The organism is Edaphobacter sp. (assembly GCF_028283685.1).
Taxonomy (GTDB): Bacteria; Acidobacteriota; Terriglobia; order Terriglobales; family Acidobacteriaceae; genus Edaphobacter.
The window spans coordinates 306,761-326,077 of the sequence record NZ_JAPWKF010000010.1 but is presented as its reverse complement, the minus strand read 5'-3'; the positions used below and the strand labels follow the sequence as shown (position 1 = coordinate 326,077).

15 protein-coding genes are annotated in these 19,317 nt (G+C 62.2%); 8 read left to right on the top strand and 7 right to left on the bottom strand.

Features of this window, described 5'->3' with window-relative positions; all coding sequences use genetic code 11:
* Positions 1–37 precede the first annotated feature (37 nt).
* The 4 genes from PW789_RS19465 to PW789_RS19450 form a co-directional block, all read right to left on the bottom strand.
* Positions 38–862, bottom strand: coding sequence for a DUF1080 domain-containing protein (locus tag PW789_RS19465; protein WP_299380391.1), 825 nt, complete (start codon positions 860–862; stop codon positions 38–40).
* Between the two features lie 98 nt (positions 863–960).
* Positions 961–3,693, bottom strand: a complete 2,733-nt coding sequence (locus PW789_RS19460) for an ADOP family duplicated permease (RefSeq protein WP_299380100.1) — start codon at positions 3,691–3,693, stop codon at positions 961–963.
* A gap of 24 nt (positions 3,694–3,717) precedes the next feature.
* The gene (locus PW789_RS19455; protein ID WP_367182591.1) at positions 3,718–4,215 is read right to left on the bottom strand and encodes a PadR family transcriptional regulator; all 498 of its coding nucleotides are present in this window, start codon (positions 4,213–4,215) and stop codon (positions 3,718–3,720) included.
* A 73-nt stretch (positions 4,216–4,288) separates the two neighbouring features.
* A complete protein-coding gene (locus PW789_RS19450; protein WP_299380098.1) occupies positions 4,289–5,128 on the bottom strand; it encodes a Ku protein in 840 nt (279 codons plus the stop codon).
* A gap of 134 nt (positions 5,129–5,262) precedes the next feature.
* Between PW789_RS19450 and PW789_RS19445 the strand changes: the two genes are divergently transcribed.
* From PW789_RS19445 to PW789_RS19435, 3 genes are all read left to right on the top strand, one after another.
* Positions 5,263–5,733, top strand: coding sequence for a Rid family hydrolase (locus PW789_RS19445; protein ID WP_299380095.1), 471 nt, complete (start codon positions 5,263–5,265; stop codon positions 5,731–5,733).
* Positions 5,734–5,820: 87 nt separating this feature from the next.
* Complete coding sequence (locus PW789_RS19440) at positions 5,821–7,167, top strand: alkaline phosphatase family protein (protein WP_299380092.1); 1,347 nt, start codon at positions 5,821–5,823, stop codon at positions 7,165–7,167.
* 221 nt (positions 7,168–7,388) lie between these two features.
* Complete coding sequence (locus tag PW789_RS19435) at positions 7,389–8,912, top strand: hypothetical protein (protein ID WP_299380089.1); 1,524 nt, start codon at positions 7,389–7,391, stop codon at positions 8,910–8,912.
* A gap of 24 nt (positions 8,913–8,936) precedes the next feature.
* Here PW789_RS19435 and PW789_RS19430 read toward each other — a convergent pair whose 3' ends face one another.
* Positions 8,937–9,116 (bottom strand): hypothetical protein, encoded by a 180-nt coding sequence (locus PW789_RS19430; protein ID WP_299380086.1) that lies wholly within the window; start codon positions 9,114–9,116, stop codon positions 8,937–8,939.
* 302 nt (positions 9,117–9,418) lie between these two features.
* Here PW789_RS19430 and PW789_RS19425 point away from each other — a divergent pair, with 302 nt between their 5' ends.
* The 5 genes from PW789_RS19425 to PW789_RS19405 all read left to right on the top strand — a co-directional run bounded on the left by PW789_RS19425 (position 9,419) and on the right by PW789_RS19405 (position 17,394).
* A complete protein-coding gene (locus PW789_RS19425) occupies positions 9,419–12,586 on the top strand; it encodes an efflux RND transporter permease subunit (RefSeq protein WP_299380083.1) in 3,168 nt (1,055 codons plus the stop codon).
* Positions 12,583–13,836, top strand: coding sequence for an efflux RND transporter periplasmic adaptor subunit (locus PW789_RS19420; RefSeq protein ID WP_299380079.1), 1,254 nt, complete (start codon positions 12,583–12,585; stop codon positions 13,834–13,836). The genes PW789_RS19425 and PW789_RS19420 overlap by 4 nt, the downstream gene beginning before the upstream one ends.
* Positions 13,820–15,313: an efflux transporter outer membrane subunit gene (locus PW789_RS19415; RefSeq protein WP_299380076.1), complete on the top strand. Its 1,494-nt coding sequence runs from the start codon at positions 13,820–13,822 to the stop codon at positions 15,311–15,313. The genes PW789_RS19420 and PW789_RS19415 overlap by 17 nt, the downstream gene beginning before the upstream one ends.
* A gap of 183 nt (positions 15,314–15,496) precedes the next feature.
* Complete coding sequence (locus PW789_RS19410) at positions 15,497–15,733, top strand: hypothetical protein (RefSeq protein ID WP_299380073.1); 237 nt, start codon at positions 15,497–15,499, stop codon at positions 15,731–15,733.
* Positions 15,730–17,394, top strand: a complete 1,665-nt coding sequence (locus PW789_RS19405) for a cbb3-type cytochrome c oxidase subunit I (RefSeq protein WP_299380070.1) — start codon at positions 15,730–15,732, stop codon at positions 17,392–17,394. The genes PW789_RS19410 and PW789_RS19405 overlap by 4 nt, the downstream gene beginning before the upstream one ends.
* Positions 17,395–17,532: 138 nt before the next feature.
* Here PW789_RS19405 and PW789_RS19400 read toward each other — a convergent pair whose 3' ends face one another.
* Entirely contained in the window at positions 17,533–18,906 is a 1,374-nt protein-coding gene (locus tag PW789_RS19400; protein WP_299380067.1) for an MBL fold metallo-hydrolase, read from the bottom strand.
* The gene (locus PW789_RS19395; RefSeq protein WP_299380064.1) at positions 18,903–19,235 is read right to left on the bottom strand and encodes a helix-turn-helix transcriptional regulator; all 333 of its coding nucleotides are present in this window, start codon (positions 19,233–19,235) and stop codon (positions 18,903–18,905) included. The genes PW789_RS19400 and PW789_RS19395 overlap by 4 nt, the downstream gene beginning before the upstream one ends.
* Positions 19,236–19,317: the final 82 nt, after the last annotated feature.

Here is a 19,317-nt window from a genome sequence, read left to right as displayed (position 1 = left end):
AGCATCGCTGCTTCGCCGCTATCCTTAAAGCTTCGCGCTACTTCTCCCAGGAGAACTTGTAGCTCGGATCGAAGTTCAGATCGCGGATCCAGATGTTGCGGAAGCTGATCGGCTCGCTCTTGTCGCCGTGGGCCTGCAGCTTGATCGGCGCCTTGTCATAGGCCTTGTAGAACGGCTTGCCGACGTACAGCGTCTGGCCCTTCAGCTCGAAGTGGTTCTGTACGATCACGCCGTTGAAGATCACCGTGACATAGGCCGGCGACTTCAGCGAGCCGTCTGTGTTGAAGCGCGGCGCGGTCCAGATCACGTCGTACGTCTGCCACTCGCCCGGCTTGCGCGACGGCGTCGCCAGCGGAATCGCCTGCTTGTAGATCGAGCCCGCCTGGCCGTTCACATAGGTCTTGTTGTTGTAGTTGTCGAGCACCTGCAGCTCGTAGCCCGCATCGCCGGGTCCGGTCGATGCAAGGAAGACGCCGCTGTTGCCACGGCCCTGGTCCGATCCCTCGATGGTTGTGGGAATCTTCCACTCGATATGCAGCTGGTAGTCCTTGAAGCTCTTCTTCGTCTCGATATTGCCGACGCCGTGTTCCTTGCTCACCTTCAGCGTGCCGTCGCTGACGGTCCACTTGGCGGGCGTGTGGTCCTGCGCGGAGACCCACTCGTCCTGGTTCTTGCCGTCGAAGAGAATGATGGCGTCCGACGGCGGATCGGCATCGGTCTTGCCCGGCGTGATGATCGGAGGAGCCGGTTCATACACCTCTGTGTCCTGGTGCTTCATCTGCGAGGCGGCATCCTGCGCCAGCATTGGCGCGGCGGCGGTCATTACGAGGGCGAGAGCGAGAGACGTCGGAAAGGTTCGCATAGTCACAGATGAAGATACCCATCTGGCCCGGACCCGGCAAGTCGCAGATGTCCTATACCGGCGTGGATATTCTCGAAAATCCCACGGCCGTCGCCGGACTACTCGGTACGCAGCGCCTCCAGGGGCTCAATCGCCGAGGCTTTGCGCGCGGGCAGAAAGCTTGCCACGGCAGCGGCCAGCAGCATGGCCGCGCATGCTGCGGCGACCGAGGCTGTCGTGCCCGGCATATTGCTTCCTTTCACGCCCACGCCCGCCGTCCATATGTTGTCGCTCATCAGGGCGCGCACAAGACGGGGCAGCAGCAGGCTCGTCGCCGAGCCCACGGCCAGGCCAGCCAGCGTCAGCAGAACGCCGCGTCGCATGATGAAGCTCACGATCTGCCCACGGCTCGCGCCCAGCGCCATGCGCACGCCGATCTCCCGCGTGCGTTCGGTGACCTGGTAGCTCAACAGGCCGAAGAGGCCGATCACGGTGAGAACCAGCGCGAAGACCGCAAACGCCATCACCAGTGTCGAAAGAAATCTTGGCCGCGCCAGCGAGTTGTCGATCATCGCCTGCATGGTGGTGTAGCGCGAGACGGGAATGCCGGGATCGGCCTCGTGGATGGCCTGCTGCACCGCGGCGGCGAGGTCAGTGTCCGCCGCGCTGCGGATGGCGAAGCTGGTGCGGAACCAACCGTTCATCGTCTTTGTGGTCTTATCGGTCTGCTGCGTGAAGGGCACGTAGAGCAGAAGCGCCGGGTCTTCCGCCAGGGAGTGGGTGCGGGCGTCGGCAACTACGCCGATCACCGTTGTGGGGGTCGTCTTGTCTGAGCCCCAGATGCCGCGTGGCTGCTGGCCGACCGGGTTCGATCCAAGCTCAAGCTTTTTGACCAGCGCCTCGCTCATCACGGCCACGATTGGGGCACCCTCGTTGTCGCTGTCGGTGAAGTCGCGCCCGGCGAGCATAGGGATGCCCATGGTACGGAAGTAGTCGGGCGTGACGAAGCGCGCCTCCACGATGAACGATTTCTTATCCTTTCCCGCGGGCTCCATCATCACGTTCAGGCCGCGATCCAGAGGAAAGCCGTTGATCGCTGCGGCATAGCGCACGCCGGGATATTCCCTGAGCCGCGCCAGCACCTTGTCGACGAACTGCATGGTCGCCGCCGTGGAGCTGTAGTCCTGCCCCTTCAGGTTCACCTGCGCCACCGTCAGATGCTGCGGCTGCACGCCCAGTGGTGTGGCTCGCAGGCGAAGAAAGACGCCCAGCAGCAGCGATGCCGCGGAGAGCAGCAACACCGTTACAGCCGTCTGCATCACCAGCAGCGCCTTGCCCAGCCGCACATCGGTCGAGGAGGCGCCGACGGTGTGGCCCACCTGGAGGCTTGAGGAGCTGTTGCGGCGCAGCATCAGCCACGAGGGCAGCAGGCCGCAGAGCAGCGTAACGGCCAGGGCCAGCGGCAGTGCGAGACCGATCTGCAATAAGAGGCTCGATGTGGATGTGTGGGGCAGGATGATCGGCGAACTCTTCAGCAGCAGCGGCTGCATAACCCGGGCGCACAGGACTCCCAGCGCGGCTCCGGTGAGCGCGAGCAGAAGGCTTTCGGAGATCAGCAGCCGCAGAACATTGGCACGTGAAGCGCCCAGCGCCGTGCGCAGGGAGATCTCGCGCTGACGCCTGCTGGCGCGCGCCGCCATCAGGCCGGCGAGGTTGAGGCAGGCGACCAGCAGCACAGCGCATACCGCCGAGGTCAGTGTGAGCAGACTGGTACGCACGTTGCTGACCATAACGGTCTGCAGTGGCCAGACACGCAGCTCCGGCATGTGCTGCGCGACGGTGATCCACAGCTTGAGATAGGGGAAGAGCTTGTACAGCTGCTGGTTGAAGGACTCCATCTCCTGCCCTGCCTGCACCAGCGTGACGCCGTCGCGCAGCCTCGCGATCATGTTGTAGTTGGTGCCCGCGTAGCCGGGGTCGGACTTGTCGAGCTTCAGCGGCTGCCAGGCGTCGGCCGCGGGGGAGAGCGAGCGCGGGTCGTCGGTGCCGAAGTTGAGGCCCTGGGGCATCACGCCGGCGATCGTGACGCTCTCGCCGTTCAGCTGAATCACACGGTCGAGCACGTCGGGGCTGCTGTTGAACATGCGCTGCCAGACGCCGTAGCTCAGCAGAATTGCCTTTGGCCCCGTACGCCGGTCTTCGTCGGCGGAGAAGTTGCGGCCAAGCACGGGCTGTACGCCGAGCGTGGGGAAGAAGTTGCGGTCGACCGATTGCACGGCCACCTGCACGGCGCCGTCTCCTGCGCGGCTGCCCGTTGCGAGGTTTGCGCCGGAGGTGCCGGAGCTGTAGATCGCCGTCGACTGAAAGGATCTGGCGTTCTGCAGGAGGAACTGCGCGGTGCCGCCGGTCTGTTCGTTGTTGGGCGACTGCGTTCCGGCGGTGAAGGAGACGCCGACCAGACGGTCAGGCTCGGGATAGGCCAGCGGCTCCCGCAGCACGGAGTTGGCGAGGCTCATCATGGTGATGGCCGCGCCGATGGAGAGCGTCAGCGTGGCGAGCGCCGTGACGGTGAAGACGGGCGAGCGTCGGAGCTGGCGGAACGCGAATCGCGCGTCGGCGAGGATCTCGTCCCACAGGCGCACGCCGCGGCCGTCGCGCACCTGCTGCTGCACCTGGGTTGCGCCGCCGAGGGCGATGCGGGCCTGGCGCAGTGCTTCTTCCGGCGAGAGGCCGGAGCGCTTCAGCTTCTCGGCCTCATGTTCCACATGGAACATTAACTCTTCGTCCAGCTCGCGCTCGACGCGCTGGCGGCGGAACAGCACCCGCAGACGATACAGCAGATCGTTATCCATGCGTTTGCTCCTTTGGCGGTGTGATCAGGCCATGCCGAGGATCTCGCCGACGGCTGCGGCGAGGCGGTTCCAGTCGCTGGCTTCGACGGCCAGCTGCTTGCGGCCCTTCGCGGTCAACTCGTAGTACTTGGCGCGGCGGCTGTTTTCGCTGATCGCCCAGTTAGCCTTGATCCAGCCGCGCCGCTCCAGGCGATGCAGCGCCGGGTAGAGTGAACCCTGCTGCACCTGAATGACGTCGCGGGAGATCTGCTGCAGCCGCTCGGAGATGGCCCAGCCGTGCATCGGCTCCAGCTCGATGGCCTTCAGGATGAGCAGGTCGAGTGTGCCCTGCGGCAGCTCCAGCTTCTTTTCGGCCATGGCGCGCTTCTCCCCTTTTGCTTCGACAAGGGGAACGGTAGCAGGCTTGTTGTCGAAGTGCAAGGGGAGGGTGACGAGCTGAAATTTATTTTGTAGCTGGTTGAATTCGCGGGTCGAAAGCGGGTTTCTCCACTGCGTGCTTCCGCGCTCCGGCCGGAATGACAACTCACGGGGAATGGTGGATCACGGGCTTCTCTTTCTCCGGTCCGTCTTTTCTTTCGCGCTGCTACTTCTTTTGCTAGGCTGCTTTCTTCCGTCGCGTTGCTGTCTTCTTCGCCTTGGCGCTCTTCTTCGGCTTTTCGGCTCCGAGGCTCTGGCGCAGGGCGTCCATGATGCTGACGACTTTTTCGCGTTTGGGGGCAGGGGCTTCGACCTCGATCTTTTTGCCCTTGCGCTTGGCGTCGACCAGCTTCTTCACGGCGGCGATATAGTCGTTTTTGTACTTCGACAGGTCGAACTTCGAGGTGCTGCCTTCGATGAGGCGTTTGGCCAGTAAGAGTTCTTCGGCGTCGACCGATGAGTCCTTTGCGTCGGGCATGACGCCTTTTGTATCGCGCAGCTCCTCTTCGTAGCGCAGCGTGTAGAGCATCAGGCCTTTTTGTTTGGGGTCGATGGGAGCGGCGATGGCGACGAGGTGCTCGCGTCCGCTGAAGGCGATCTCGCCGATGCCGCAGCTTGCGGTTTGGGTAAGGGCTTTGCGCATGATGTTGAGTGCTTTGGACTGGGCCTCGTCTTTGGGAGCGACGAAGTAGGGGCGTTCGAAGAGTGTGGGCGAGACCTCGTCCATCTTGACAAACTGTTTGATCTGCATGGTGGTGGCGGTGGGCAGGCGCAGGGCCTTCAGCTCGTCGGGTTCGATGGCGACGTAGCGGTTCTTGGCGTACTCAAACCCCTTCACGATGTCGGTGGCTTCGACGGTATCGCCTTCGGTGACGTTCTGATGATGGACGCGCTTGCCGGTCTCGCGATCGATCTGGTGAAACTCCACCTGTCTGCCCGGGTTGGTTGCGGGAAAGATCTTTACTGCGATCGAGACGAGCGATATCTGGATGGAGCCGGACCACGTTGGCCTTGCCATCGTTCCTCCTGGGCTACTGCTGCGTATAGTCCTCTGCTGGGTACGATGCGCGTGGCGGCTGTGCGGTTCACTCTCGATGATGCGTGCGGCTAAGATGGTGCGGCAGGAGATTTCCAGGAGAGGACGAATCGAACATGGAGAAGCAGACGCGACGCAGCCTGCTGAAGAATGCAGCGGCAGGAGGCGCCTTCGCCGCAGTACCCGCACTGGCGCAAAGCGCATCACCGGCCGGGAAGGACGTGACGTCCACCAAGAGGGACGCGACCGGCAAGTCGCAGACCCAGTTTCCGTTTACGACTGTTGTTGGCTTTGGCAACCTGCTGTTCGTCTCCGGCATTGGCTGCCGCGTGCCGGGCACGATTGAAGAGAATACCAAGTGGGTGCTGGATGAGCTGGAGAAGAATCTTGTGGCGGCAGGCTCGTCGCTGGAGAAGATTCTCAAGATCAATCTCTTTATGGAAGACATCAAGCAGTTCGACCGCATGAACGCCGTGTACAAGACGCGCAAGTGGGGAGCGGTGTTTCCGGCGCGCAACACGGTGCAGCCTGCGGCGCTGCCCGCGGGCGATTATGGTCTGGCGATCGACTGTGTGGCTTACGTTTAGGAAGTGAGTAAACGCGTCTGATCGCAATGCAGATATTTAGCCTCGAAATTAATCCTGCTGCAGCATCTTTTTGACACGATGGAGCCCATGATGCCTTCACTGCGCCATTCTGCTTTCACGCTCGCCTCGCTGGTCCTCGCCTCTGCCTCGTCTCTGCTCGCGCAGGCCAGGCCCGCACCGCTGGTCATCATCTCGCTGGACGGCATGCGGCCTGATTACGTGACGCATGCCGACGAACACGGCATCAAGGCGCCGACGCTACGCAGCTTTCTTAGCGATGGAACCTACGCCGAGGGAGTGCAGGGCGTGATTCCGACGGTGACGTATCCCAGCCATACGACGATTGTGACCGGTGTGTGGCCGGCGGAGCACGGTATCTATGACAACCTTACGTTCGATCCGTTGAACCAGCATCCGGGCGAGTGGTACTGGTACTTCAACGCCATCAAGGTGGAGACGCTGTACCAGGCAGCGGACAAGGCGGGGATCAAGACGGGGGCGGTGAGCTGGCCGGTGACGGTGGGCGCGCCGATCGACTACAACATCGCCGAGTATGCGCAGTCGGAGGAGACGGACACGCCGAACGGCTCGCCGTATAACCCGCGCGATATTCTTGCGGAGCTCGGGATCAAGGTCGATCCGAAGGAAGACCACGATGTGCTGCGCACGCGCGAGTCCATCGCGATTCTGAAGAAGTTTCATCCGGGGCTGATGCTGGTGCATCTTGCGGATCTCGACCATCAGGAGCATGAGCATGCCCCGTTCAGCCCGGAGGCAAATGCGGCGGTGGAGGTGCTGGATGGGCAGGTGGCGGAGATCATCCAGGCTGCGCTTTCGATTGATCCGGCGACGCGGGTCGCGATTGTCTCCGATCATGGCTTTTTGCGCGTCGATCACCATATGCATCTGAATGCTCTGCTGGTGGAGAACGGCTTTATCACAACGGATGCTTCCGCGTCGTCGAAGCAACCAAGTGTGACGGCGTGGACGGCGCAGGCGTGGGGAGCGGGTGGTGTTGCGGCCATCGTACTGAAGGACCCGAAGGACAAGGCGACGCTGGCAAAGATGAAGGCGCTGCTGGAAAAGGCAAAGGCGAATCCGGAGTACGGCATCGCGACGGTGCTGGATGCGGAGGAGCTGCACAAGCGCGGCGGCTTTCCGACGGCGTCGTTCCTGGTCGACTTCAAGGAGGGCTATTCCGGAGGCGGCAACCTGAGCGGCCCCCTGGTGACGGATGCTCCGGCAACGGGCACGCATGGGTATCTGCCATCGCGGCCTGACCTGCGCTCGACCTTCATGATCAAGGGTGTGGGTATCGCCAAGGGACGCGATCTGCGCGTGATCGACATGCGGCAGCTTGCGCCGACGTTTGCGAAGATGCTGGACGTCACACTGCCGGCGGCAAAGCTGGCTCCGGTGAATGTGAAGCCTTAAGCATCTATACGTGTAACAAATCTGTAGGGTGTTGGCTTTGTAAAGCTGCAGAGCCAGGCCGGTTGCGCATGAGGCAGCCGGCCGTTTGTTTTGACGGGGAAGACATTCATTTTCATAGCTCAGATGGAACGCCCAGTGCAATGACACCTTTGCGGAAGGATTTCGCGGTTGTGAAGTTCCGGGATCACCGTATGATGGCTTTACCCCCTTCGGAGGATTCTGTGACCAATCATGTGCCCGCTCGCGCGGAACGCAGAGCGACTCTCAGTCTCCTCGTCTTGTTGCTGGCGTTTGTGGCCTACAACATGGCGACCTCGACGCGGTTTCCTCTGCCGTGGCAGGACGAGGACATGTTTACGGACGTGGCCGCGAACTTTGCGATGGGCAACGGCTTTACGTCATCGGTCTGGACCTGCGGCGACCATATGACGACGAGTTTCTTCGCCTGCAACGCTCCGCTGTATCCGTTTGTCAGCGGGCTCTGGATCAAGGCGTTCGGGTTTACGATCTCCGCGGTGCGTTCGCTGAATTACCTGCTGATTGCGGCGAGCTGTTACGTGCTGTGGCTTGCGATCAAGCGGCTGGGGCTGATTGCGAATCCGTGGCAACGGTTGTCGTTCGTTCCACTGCTGCTGATGGGATATGGCATCGGCATCAACTTTCGCAGCGGTCGTTATGACTGCCTGGGCATCCTGCTGTGCTCGTCGATCCTGCTGGCTGCGACGATTCCGTCGCGCAGATTGCGGCTGGGGTTGATCGGGGGCGGTGGATTCCTGCTGCCGTTCTGCGGCCTGCACATGGTGCCCTTCGCATTTATTCTCAGCTGCTGCCTGCTGCTGGTGTGCGGAACGTCGGTGTTGGGTGAGTGCGCGGTGCTATGCTCGGCGGCGGCGGTTGGCGTCGCCGCGCTGCTGGGCGTCTACCATCACTTCGGTGTGCTGCAGAACTTCTTCGACTCGCTGCATACGGAGAGCCCGGGCTCATTCAAAGACCGGTTTTTGAACGATGTGGAACGCACGAAGAGGCTGCCGAAGGACCCCAGCCTGTTTCTGCTTTACGGCGCGGTTCTGCTGATCGCTGCCGAGTGCTGGCGGAAGAAGCAGCTGCAGGTGCGATCGGTGCTGGGCTTTGGGATCATCGCGGCGACGCTGGTACCGCTGGGAATGATCCTGGTGAGCAAGCTGACGACGTACTACTCGTGGATGGCCTACATCCCGCTGGCGCTGGCGCTGGCGGCTTCGTTTAGGTGGTTCAGCCTGAGGCGGCGTCCGTTTGTTACGGCGGCGGCGGCGACGATGGTTATGGCCGCGTGCCTGCTGGGGCTGCCGCTGCAGGCGGCTTCGGCGCTGTACTACTGGGATGATCGTGATATGGAGCAGGTGAATGCGCTGGCGGCGCGGGACATCGGACCAGACGACTGGGTTTACACAGACTTTGCGGCGTACTTCGCGGTGCGCAGGCAGACCTCGCACGTCTTCATCCCGTTTACCGTGCCGGACCAGTACCACGACCTCGTGAACGTGATGATTCTGGGGCCGGGCGAGTTTGAGCGCTATGGCAAGTCGATCATCGGAGGCGACTGGTATGACACCGGCCATTCGCTTACTTCGGGCGGACACGACGTGGTGAAGCGCAGCTTCGCGATCCTGTTGCAGCGCCGCAACGATCTGCGCGTGTATCGCCGTCGCGCAACGACGACCGGTCACCCGGCGGTTGCAGCGAGCGAGTCATCCGGTGGCCAGTGAGAGCTACGCTGTAGCGGCGTGACCTTATGCCAGGTGTTTTGCGGCGATACCGTCGAGATAGCGTCGATAGGCGCGAAAGGTCTCCGGCACAACGCGGTAGTAGACATTCTGACCCTCCTTGCGGAAGGTGATCAGTCCTAATTCCGTCAGCACCTTGAGGTGATGCGAGAGCGTCGCCAGCGAGATGGCGTTTCTTGCGTGCATCTCGCCACAGTACAGTTCGCTTGTGCTGCGCGATCTGCGTGTAGAGCGCAAGGCGATTGGGATCGCCGAGCGCCTTGCTGATCTGTGCGGCCCGGGTATCGCTAAGTGTTTCCATCGTGCTGCACCTGTCTGTTGATTCGACTCTGCCGACGTCTGTTGGATTCATCTGCGATCAATCGCGCCAAAGATCAGCGAGATGCGCCAAAAGCGCGAAACCGTGAATCTTTATATTTCGACGCACATCAAAGTATCCGCAGTACAAAAAAACCGTACAGAAAAACGCCTCGTTTGGAGCCGCTGTTATGTGGATAGTCCGTCTTGCCTTAAATCGTCCCTACACCTTCATCGTTGCGTCGATTTTAATTCTTGTTCTTGGCTTTTCGTCGATTGCGACGACGCCGACGGACATCTTTCCGGACATCAATATTCCACAGATTACGGTCATCTGGTCGTATTCAGGATTGCCTGCGAAGGAGATGGAGCAGCGCGTCACGACGTTCAGCGAGTTTGTCATGGCCGTGGTCAACGACGTGAAAGCGATCGACTCGCAGACCACCAGTGGCGCCTCCGTCATCAAGATTTCATTCCAGCCGCAGGTACGTATCGACGCGGCGATGTCACAGGTCGGCGCAGCAGTTAATTCGATTCGCTTCCGTATGCCGCAGGGCGTGAATCCACCGTGGATTCTGCGTTTCAGCGCATCGACGGTACCTATTATTCAGCTCTCGCTATCGAGCGACACGCTCTCGGAGTCGGAGATCTACGACTATGGCCTGTTCCGTGTGCGCCAACAGTTGACCAAGGTTCCCGGCACGCTGCTGCCTACGCCGTATGGTGGCGTGGCGCGGCAGATCATGGTCGATCTCGATCAGAATGCGCTGCTGGCGAAGGGGCTTACGCCGGTGGATGTGACAGCTGCGATCAACGCGCAGAACGTGACGCTTCCATCGGGAACGGCGAAGGTGGACAACACCGAGTACACGGTCAGTACGAACTCGAGCCCGGTGGACGCGCTGATGCTCAACGACGTGCCCATCAAGCAGGTGAACGGCTCGATGGTCTACATGCGTGACATTGCCCATGTGCGCGATGGGTGGTCGGTGCAGCAGAACGTGGCGCGTGCGAACGGTAAGCCTGCGGCGCTGCTGACGATTATGAAGACCGGCTCGGTTTCGACGCTGGAGATCGTGAAACAGATCAAGGATGACGTGCTGCCCGCTTCGCGCGAGGCCGCCCCCAAGGGCCTGAAGATTACGGAGCTGTTCGACCAGTCGATCTTCGTGAAGGCGGCCATTGTTGGCGTGCTGCGTGAAGGTCTGATCGCTGCCGCACTGACGGCGCTGATGATCCTGCTGTTCCTTGGCAGCTGGCGCAGCACGCTGATTATTGCCATCTCGATTCCACTGTCGATTCTGAGCTCGATCATTGTGCTGAGCGCGATGGGCGAGACGATGAATACGATGACGTTGGGCGGACTGGCTCTGGCCATCGGCATCCTGGTCGACGATGCGACGGTGACGATTGAGAATATTCATCGACACATGGACGGGCAGCCGCTGCGTGAGGCGGTGCTGATTGGCGCCTCGGAGATTGCGACGCCGACGCTGGTCTCGACGCTGACGATCTGCATTGTGTTTGTGTCGGTGGTCTTCCTTACGGGCCCGGCGAAGTTCCTGTTTACGCCGATGGCTCTGGCCGTGGTCTTCGCGATGCTTGCGTCGTATGTGCTTTCGCGCACGCTGGTGCCGGTGCTGGTGAACTACCTGCTTGGCGCGGAGCATAGCTTCGAGGGCGAGACGACGCACGAGGTGATCGCGGAGGGCTCGAAGTCGATCTTCCGCCGCATCAATGAGAGCTTCAATCGCGGCTATTCCGCGGTGCAGGCACGCTATACGAGCGCGCTGGAGAGCTTCTTAGCGCATCGCCGCACAGCGCTGTTCGCTTCGCTGGCGGTCATGTCGACGGCGTTCCTGCTGCTGCCGTTCATTGGCCGCGACTTCTTCCCGGCGGTCGATGCGGGACAGATCAAGCTGCATGTGCGGGCGCGCCCCGGCACTCGCATTGAAGCGACGAAGGTGATCTTCAGCCAGGTGGAGGACGAGATTCGCAAGACGATTCCGGCGAAAGAGACCGAACTGGTGCTGGACAACATCGGTCTCACGCCGGAGACGTTCAACTATGCGTTCGGCGACGGCTCGACGATCAGCAGCGCAGACGGAGAGATCCTGATCGCGCTGAACGAGAAGCATCATCCGACGGAGCGCTATGTGCGCGAGCTGCGCGCCGAGCTGCCAAAGAAGTTTCCGGGGCTGACCTTCTTCTTCCAGCCTGCGGACATGGTGACGCAGATTCTCAACTTCGGCCTGCCTGCGCCGATCGACATTCAGGTACAGGGCTACGACCCGGCCAATTATGAGATTGCGCGGCACCTGCGCGAGCGGCTGGCGGAGGTTCCGGGCGCGGTCGACGTGCACATGCACCAGGTGGTGGATGCGCCGGATCTTCATCTCGACATCGACCGCGTGCGTGCGGCGCAGTTCGGGCTGACGCAGCAGGATGTGGCGAACAGCCTGTACATCTCGCTGAGCTCGAGCGCGGCGGTGCAGCCGAACTTCTGGCTCGACCCGAAGATGGGCATCACGTATACGGTGGCCGCGCAGACGCCGCAGTACCAGATCGATTCGATCAATGCGCTGAAGAACACGCCGATCCCGATGCACACCATCAGCGATCGCAACGAGATTCTTGGCAACATGGCGACGCTGCGGCCTTCGATTATGCCGGTTGTAGTGAACCATCACAACGGCGCGCCGGTGTTCGATATCTTCGCCAACACGCAGGACAGCGACCTCGGTTCGGTGGCGGCGAAGGTGGAGCGCATCGTGAAGGAAGAGAGTAAGAGCCTTCCCCCGGGCACGCGGATTGTAGTGCGCGGGCAGGTGGAGAGCATGAACGAGGCGTTCACGCGGCTCGGCATCGGTCTCGCGTTTGCTGCGCTGCTGGTGTATCTGCTGATGGTGGTGAACTACCAGAGCTGGCTTGATCCGTTCATCATCATCTGCGCCCTGCCAGGCGCATTTACCGGCATCGTATGGGCTCTGTTCCTCACGCAGACGACGTTCAATGTGCCTTCACTGATGGGTGCGATTATGTCGGTCGGCGTGGCGACGGCGAACTCGATTCTGCTGGTGACGTTTGCCAATGAGCTAAGAGCCAGCGGCGAAGATCCGCTGCGCGCCGCGATTACCGCAGGCTTCACGCGCCTGCGCCCCATCATCATGACCGCCTGCGCCATGATCATCGGCATGCTGCCGATGGCCCTGGGCATGGGCGAGGGCGGCGAGCAGAATGCTCCGCTGGCCCGCGCCGTCATCGGCGGTCTCAGTATGGCGACCTTCGCCACCCTGTTCTTCGTTCCTTTGATGTTCACCCTGATTCACGGAAGAAATTCCGCCGAGGAGGCCGCATGATCAGCACCCAGGAAAATCGCACCAGCGACCGCACCCAGAAGCAGTCCGGCAGCCGCGTCAAGCTGTACGGCATCGGAGGCGTCGCTCTGCTCGCGCTCATCGCGATTGGAGCGGTGCCGCGCATCAACAGCCATCGCGAGGCGCTGGCCGCCAGCCGAGAGTCCCCGGTGACGCATCCGGTGGTTACGGTCATCCATGCCACCAAGGGCGAGCCAACCTCGCAGCTGGTGCTGCCGGGCAACGTGGAGCCGCTGTACACGGCGAGTCTTTACGCCCGCGTGGACGGTTATCTTGACCGGCGCAACGTCGACATCGGCGCGAAGGTAAAGGCGGGGCAGGTGCTCGCCGTGATCTCGTCGCCGGAGCTCGATCAGCAGCTGGGGCAGGCGAAGGCGACGCTGGCGCAGTCGGAGGCCGCACTGGCACAGGCGCGGGCTGCACTGGAGCAAGCGAAGGCGAATGCAGAGCTGACGCGGCTGACGAAGGATCGCGATCTTCCGCTGGGTGAGCAGCATGCCATCTCGCAACAGATCGTCGATGCAGCGGTGCAGAGTCACAATGCGCGTTTGGCCGATGTGGATGCGGCGAATGCGAATATCACCGCGGCGCAGGCCAGCGTCGTTGCTTACAAGGCGAATGTTGCGAGGCTGGAACAGATGCAGGGGTTCGAGCGCATTGTCGCTCCGTTTGACGGCGTGATTACGGAGCGCAACGTCGAGCGCGGCGATCTGGTGAGTGCTGCGGCCGCCGCCGGCACGAGGCCGCTGTTCGCCATCGCGCAGGGCAGCACGCTGCGCATCCAGGTGGACGTGCCGCAGTCGGAGGCAGTCAACATTCATGACGGCGAGAAGGCCGAAGTGGATGTAACGGAGCGGCTGGGGCGCAACTATACGGGCACGGTGACCCGCAATGCAGGCGCGTTGAACGATGCGGCTCGCACGATGCGCACCGAGGTGCAGGTCGACAACCGCGATGGTTCGCTGTTGCCCGGCATGTACGCGCAGGTGCACTTCACGCTGGCCGAGCAGCACAGCTCGCTGATCATTCCGACGAGCTCGCTGGTGATCGACCATGCGGGTATGCACGTGGTGACAGTGGATGCGAATCACACGCTGCGCTTTGTGCCGGTGACGATCGGCAAGGACATGGGCAAGGAGATCGAGGTGGTTGCGGGATTGAACGGCAGCGAATCGCTGGTGGCGAGTCCGAGCGACCTGCTCAACGAGGGCGAACATGTTGAACTTCAGTGAATCGCAGACAACTCGTGACCGTATTCTGCGCGGAGCCGGGCTGGCGCTTGTCTCCGGCCTGCTGGCGCTGATGGTGCTGGGCTGCAACGTCGGTCCCAACTATGCGCGGCCGACGACGGCGGCGCCGCAGAGCTATCGCGGCGCGCTGGCACCGGATCTTCCGGCGACGGCGGACCCGGCGAAGAAGGCGGACGCAACGGCTCCCGCAGCGACGCTGGGTGAAGAGAACTGGCAGAGTGTCTTCACCGATCCCACGTTGCAGCAGCTGATCACGGAGGCGTTGGCCAACAACCTTGACCTCACCATTGCGGCCAAGCGTGTGCTGGAGGCGCGAGCGCAGGTCGGCATCGTGCGCTCGCAACAGCTGCCCACGCTGGGCGCGGGTGGAAGCTTTACGGCGCTGCAGCTGCCGCAGGGGCTGGCGAATACGAACAGCGACGGCACGAAGAACGACTTTATTCGCGGCGGTGGCTTCAGTGCTTCGGCGGCGTGGAACCTCGACTTCTGGGGACTGTATCGTCGTCAGACCGAGGCTGCGCGTGCGGAGCTGTTGCAGTCGGAGTGGGCGCAGCGTGCGACTCGCGCTTCGCTGATCGAAGATCTTGCTTCGGCGTACTTCCAGTTGCGCAGCCTCGACGCACAGCTGGCGATTACGCAGAACACGATCAAGGCGCGTGAGGATTCGTTGAAGCTGACGCAGCAGCTGGAGTCCTACGGTGCGGGCTCGCGTGCGGATACGCGGCAGGCCGAAGAGCTGTTGTTCACAGCGAAGGCGGACCTGCCTGAGATTCGTCGCCAGGTGGCTGTGCAGGAGAACACAATCAGCATTCTGCTGGGGCATGCTCCGTCAAACATCGAACGTGGTGTGGAGATTGCCGATCAACCGCATCCTTCGGCGGTGCCGACAGGACTGCCGTCGGAGCTGCTGGAGCGGCGGCCGGATATCCGGCAGGCCGAGGCGACGCTGATGGCGGCCAATGCGCGCGTGGGTGTGGCGAAGGCGCAGTTCTTCCCGCAGATCTCGCTGACGAGCATGGGCGGCTCGGCGAGCAACCAGCTGAACAACATCTTCGCCGGGCAGAATGCGTACTGGTACGCTGCGGGATCTCTCTCGCAGCCGATCTTCGCGGGCGGACGCATTCGCAGCACCTACAAATACTCGCAGGCGCAGCAGGAGGAGATGGTGGCAACGTATCGCAAGGCGGTGCTGAATGCGCTGAAGGACGTCTCCAACTCGCTGACGGCCTATGGCGAGACACGTACGCGGCGCGAGGAGCAGACGCGTGCCGTGACTTCGGCCACGGATGCGGTGCGTCTGGCGCGGCTGCGGTATGCGGGCGGCAACACCAGCTACATCGAGGTGCTGGCGACCGACACCGATCTGTACGACGCACAGCTGAAGCTGGCCCAGGCGCAGCAGCAGGAGGCGACCTCGCTGGTGCAGCTCTATGCGGCGCTGGGAGGCGGCTGGCAGTAAGCAGCGGAACTTTTCTCTGCAGCAGATATGGCCCGATCCTCCGTGCGGATCGGGCCATATCTGTTTCTGCGCCGGGTATCCCCGGAGGCTGGCGCTGCGACAAAACTCTGACAGTTCGTGTGATCGCCGTCACATCCCCGGCGCGGTGGTGTGTCCGATGCTGGTGATCGAGGGAGCCACACGATGTCGCTCAACGTCCTGCAAAAGAAGCCCTGCACCGGCAGCTGCACCAACTGCCCGCGTACTGCACGCCGCACCTCCACCTGCGATGCTCGCGCCGCCTGCCCCGGTTACGGCACCAGCGCCAACTGTCCGCCGCTGATCGTGTTGGCCGTGCATGAGTGTCTGAATGCCGCGCTGAATCTTGCCCAGCCCAACCTGGCTCCCGCCTTCCCCGTAAGAAGGGCCGCACACGCATGAGCTCTGCCGCTATCTCCCGACCTGCCGTCGCCGCACCTGCGCGGCCAGAAGAGACGAATTACCTGAATGTGTCGCATGGCCTGAAGAGCTGGCTGCTGACGGTCGATCACAAGCGCATTGCGATTCTGTACCTGATCGGCATCACGATCTTCTTCGGCGCGGGAGGCATCCTGGCGTTTCTGCTGCGGCTGGAGCTGCTGACGCCGCAGGCCGACCTGATGGCGCTGGATACGTACAACAAGGTCTTCACCATGCACGGCATTGTGATGGTCTTCTTCGTGCTGATTCCAGCGGTGCCTGCGGTACTCGGCAACTTCTTGATACCGCTGATGGTGGGTGCGCGCGACCTGGCCTTTCCCAAGCTCAACCTGTTGAGCTGGTACTGCTACATGGCTGCGGGCCTGCTGCTGCTGTACACGGTGATCAACGGCGGCGTGGATACGGGCTGGACCTTTACGACGCCGCTCTCGACGCGCTTCGTGAACACGAATGTCATCACGGCGGGGCTGGCGGCGTTTGTCTCCGGGTTCTCGTCGATCTTTACCGGGCTGAACTTTATCGTCACCATCCATCGCATGCGCGCGCCGGGGATGACGTGGTTCCGCATGCCGCTGTTCTGCTGGGCGCACTATGCGGCGTCGATCATGATGGTGCTGGCGACGCCGGTGGTGGCGATTACGATTGTGCTGGTCGCGCTTGAGAGGATCGTCGGCATCGGCATCTTCGATCCTACGATCGGCGGCGATCCGCTGCTGTTCCAGCACCTGTTCTGGTTCTACTCGCATCCGGCGGTGTACATCATGCTGCTGCCGTCGATGGGTGTGATCTCGGAGGTGATGGCATGCTTCAGCCGCAAGCGCATATTCGGCTATACGGCGGTGGCGTTCTCGTCGGTGTCGATTGCGATCTTCGGCTTCTTTGTGTGGGCGCACCATATGTTCATCATGGGCATCTCGAACTACTCGGCGCTGGTGTTTTCGCTGCTGACGATGCTGGTGGCGGTGCCTTCGGCGATCAAGGTCTTCAACTGGACCTCGACGCTGTACAAGGGCACGATCACCTTCTCGGCGCCGATGGTCTATGCGCTGTGCTTCATCGGCCTGTTCGTGATCGGCGGATGCACGGGCGTCTTTCTGGGAACGCTGGGCATGGACGTTCACCTGACGGAGACGTATTTCATCGTCGCGCACTTCCACTTCGTGATGGTGGGGTCGGTGATCATGGGGTACCTCGGCGGCCTGCACTTCTGGTGGCCGAAGATGACGGGCCGCATGTATCCGGAGGGTCTGGCCAAGATCGCAGCGGTGACGATCTTTATCGGATTCTTCTTCACCTTCGGGCCGCAGTTCATCCTCGGCTACCTGGGCATGCCGCGGCGGTATGCGATGTACCCGCCGGAGTGGCAGGTGCTGAACGTGATGTCGACAGCGGGCGCGAGCATCATGGGCCTGGGCTACCTGCTGACGATCCTGTATCTCACGTGGTCGATCTACTTCGGTGAGAAGGCGGAGGCGAATCCGTGGAACGCCTTTGGCCTGGAGTGGCAGACGAACTCGCCGCCGATCACGGAGAACTTTGTGCAGGTGCCGATCGTGACGCACGAAGCCTACGACTACGAGTCGATGGATCACCCTGAGCGGCATAGCGAGTTCGCGGCTTAGAACAAAGTTCCGGGCGCCTGCGCTTCGTGTCTCCACAGAGCGAGGCGCGGGTTCTACCACCCCCCCCCCGATAGCCCGGGTCACACCACCCTTCGCGCTGGATGCGGAGGGTGGTTTTTTGTTTGTAAGCTTCGGGAGTTATTGTGCCGCGTGCAGATCCTGCCATGCGGACATGCCGCCATCGAGCATGCTGACGTCGGCGTATCCCGCGGCGGCGAGCAGGCTGGCCGCGATGCTGGCGCGGTAGCCGCTGGCGCAGATGGTGACGATCTTCGCCTCGCGCGGAATTTCATCGAGGTGTTGGGTGAGATCGCCGAGCACCGTGGGATGCGCTCCCGCGATGATGCCGCTGCTGCGTTCGCCCTGGTTGCGCACGTCGAGCAGGTAGAGCGAAGGAAGTTCGCGCTGTACGTCGGCTGCGTTGCGGAGCTTCATGGCGGTGAGCGCATAGCCTGCGTCGCGCCACTCGGCGATGGTGGCGACGCCGAGGATGTCGTCGAGACCGACGCGCAGCAGGCCGCGCAGGGATTCTTCGACCTCGTCGCCGCGACGCTCGACGATGAGCACGATCTTTTTTGCGGCATCGAGCAGCCAGCCTGCCCAGAGTGAGAGGCTGGGGCCGCGGCCGATGTTGATGGAGCCTGCGATGTGGCCGGCGGCAAAGGCAGCGGTTCCGCGCAGGTCGATCAAGACGGTGGCATCGTCGTCCTTGATGGAGGCGACCTCGGAGGGACTGAGCCACTGCGGCGTGAGCCTGTCGCCGATGACAGGAGCGCCGTCGGCGTTGAGCTGCTTCATGCGCGGGTAGTAGGCGGGCATCTCGGGGACGGAGGCGAGGATCTTCTCGAGGAACTCCTGCCTGGGGTAGCGGAGGTAGGGATCGTGTTCGCGTTCGAAGCCGAGCGTGGTCTCGGCGCGTTCGCTCATGCCGGAGCCGCAGAGGGAACCAGCTCCATGACCGGGGTAGATGGCGAGCGTGTCGGGCAGGTCGGCGATGCGCTCGGTGGCGCTGCGGTAGAGCTCGCGGGCGAGCCCGAGCTTGGCTTCTTCGCCGAGGAGGTCGGGGCGGCCGAGGGAGCCGGCGAAGAGGAAGTCGCCGGAGAAGATCGCCGAGGGTTGTGTTGCTGCGTCGTCTTCGTAAAGCAGAAACGAGAGGTGCTCCGGCGTATGTCCCGGTGTGTGACGAGCGACCAGCCTGGCCTGAGCTACAGGGATGGAGTCGCCGTCGAAGAGCTGGCGGTGTGGCATGGCGTAGACGAAGCGCTCGCCAGCGTCGTAGGCGCTGAGGGCAAGCTTTGCGCCGGTGGCGGCGGCGAGTTCGACCGAGCCCGTGGCGAAGTCGGCGTGGATGTGGGTCTCGAGGATGGAGGTCAACCGCAGGCTGTGTGCGGCGAGATAGTCGGTGTAGCGGTCGATGTCGCGGATGGGGTCGATGACGACGGCCTCGCCTGCATCGGAGACGATGTAGGAGTACTGCGCGAGTCCCGCAATCTCAAACCGTTCGATCTTCATCGCTTCACCTTCGTTCTTCCGTTCAGTGCTTCGAACGCCGCCTTGCTTCTCTTCGTTTCGCTGCGGCACACCAGATCGCAGAGGCGAAAGACCATCGGGTCGTTGATGCCGTAGATCATCGCGTTGCCCTCGCGGCGTCGTCCCACGAGTCCAGCATCGTAGAGGATGCCCAGGTGCTTGGAGATGTTGGGCTGGCCGGCGTCCAGCGCGTCGACCAGCTCGCCTACGGTCTTTTCGCCTGCTTCGAGCTGCTGCAGAATGCGCAGGCGCAGCGGTTCGCCCAGCGTGCGGAACCTCCGCGCCACCAGCTCCATCATCTTGTCGCTCATCGTGGCTGGTGGTGTCATTACCGTTAAACTATATCACCATATAGTGATGTAGTCGTTCCGCAGAAGGAGATGTCTGGAGACA

Bases quoted from the DNA above. Each gene is read 5' to 3' on its own strand.
- PW789_RS19410 (WP_299380073.1), top strand. From the start codon at position 15,497: ATGTCGCTCAACGTCCTGCAAAAGAAGCCCTGCACCGGCAGCTGCACC.
- PW789_RS19415 (WP_299380076.1), top strand. From the start codon at position 13,820: ATGTTGAACTTCAGTGAATCGCAGACAACTCGTGACCGTATTCTGCGC.
- PW789_RS19440 (WP_299380092.1), top strand. From the start codon at position 5,821: ATGATGCCTTCACTGCGCCATTCTGCTTTCACGCTCGCCTCGCTGGTC.
- PW789_RS19430 (WP_299380086.1), bottom strand. From the start codon at position 9,116: ATGCACGCAAGAAACGCCATCTCGCTGGCGACGCTCTCGCATCACCTC.
- PW789_RS19460 (WP_299380100.1), bottom strand. From the start codon at position 3,693: ATGGATAACGATCTGCTGTATCGTCTGCGGGTGCTGTTCCGCCGCCAG.
- PW789_RS19400 (WP_299380067.1), bottom strand. From the start codon at position 18,906: ATGAAGATCGAACGGTTTGAGATTGCGGGACTCGCGCAGTACTCCTAC.
- PW789_RS19465 (WP_299380391.1), bottom strand. From the start codon at position 862: ATGCGAACCTTTCCGACGTCTCTCGCTCTCGCCCTCGTAATGACCGCC.
- PW789_RS19395 (WP_299380064.1), bottom strand. From the start codon at position 19,235: ATGAGCGACAAGATGATGGAGCTGGTGGCGCGGAGGTTCCGCACGCTG.
- PW789_RS19450 (WP_299380098.1), bottom strand. From the start codon at position 5,128: ATGGCAAGGCCAACGTGGTCCGGCTCCATCCAGATATCGCTCGTCTCG.
- PW789_RS19445 (WP_299380095.1), top strand. From the start codon at position 5,263: ATGGAGAAGCAGACGCGACGCAGCCTGCTGAAGAATGCAGCGGCAGGA.
- PW789_RS19405 (WP_299380070.1), top strand. From the start codon at position 15,730: ATGAGCTCTGCCGCTATCTCCCGACCTGCCGTCGCCGCACCTGCGCGG.
- PW789_RS19420 (WP_299380079.1), top strand. From the start codon at position 12,583: ATGATCAGCACCCAGGAAAATCGCACCAGCGACCGCACCCAGAAGCAG.
- PW789_RS19425 (WP_299380083.1), top strand. From the start codon at position 9,419: ATGTGGATAGTCCGTCTTGCCTTAAATCGTCCCTACACCTTCATCGTT.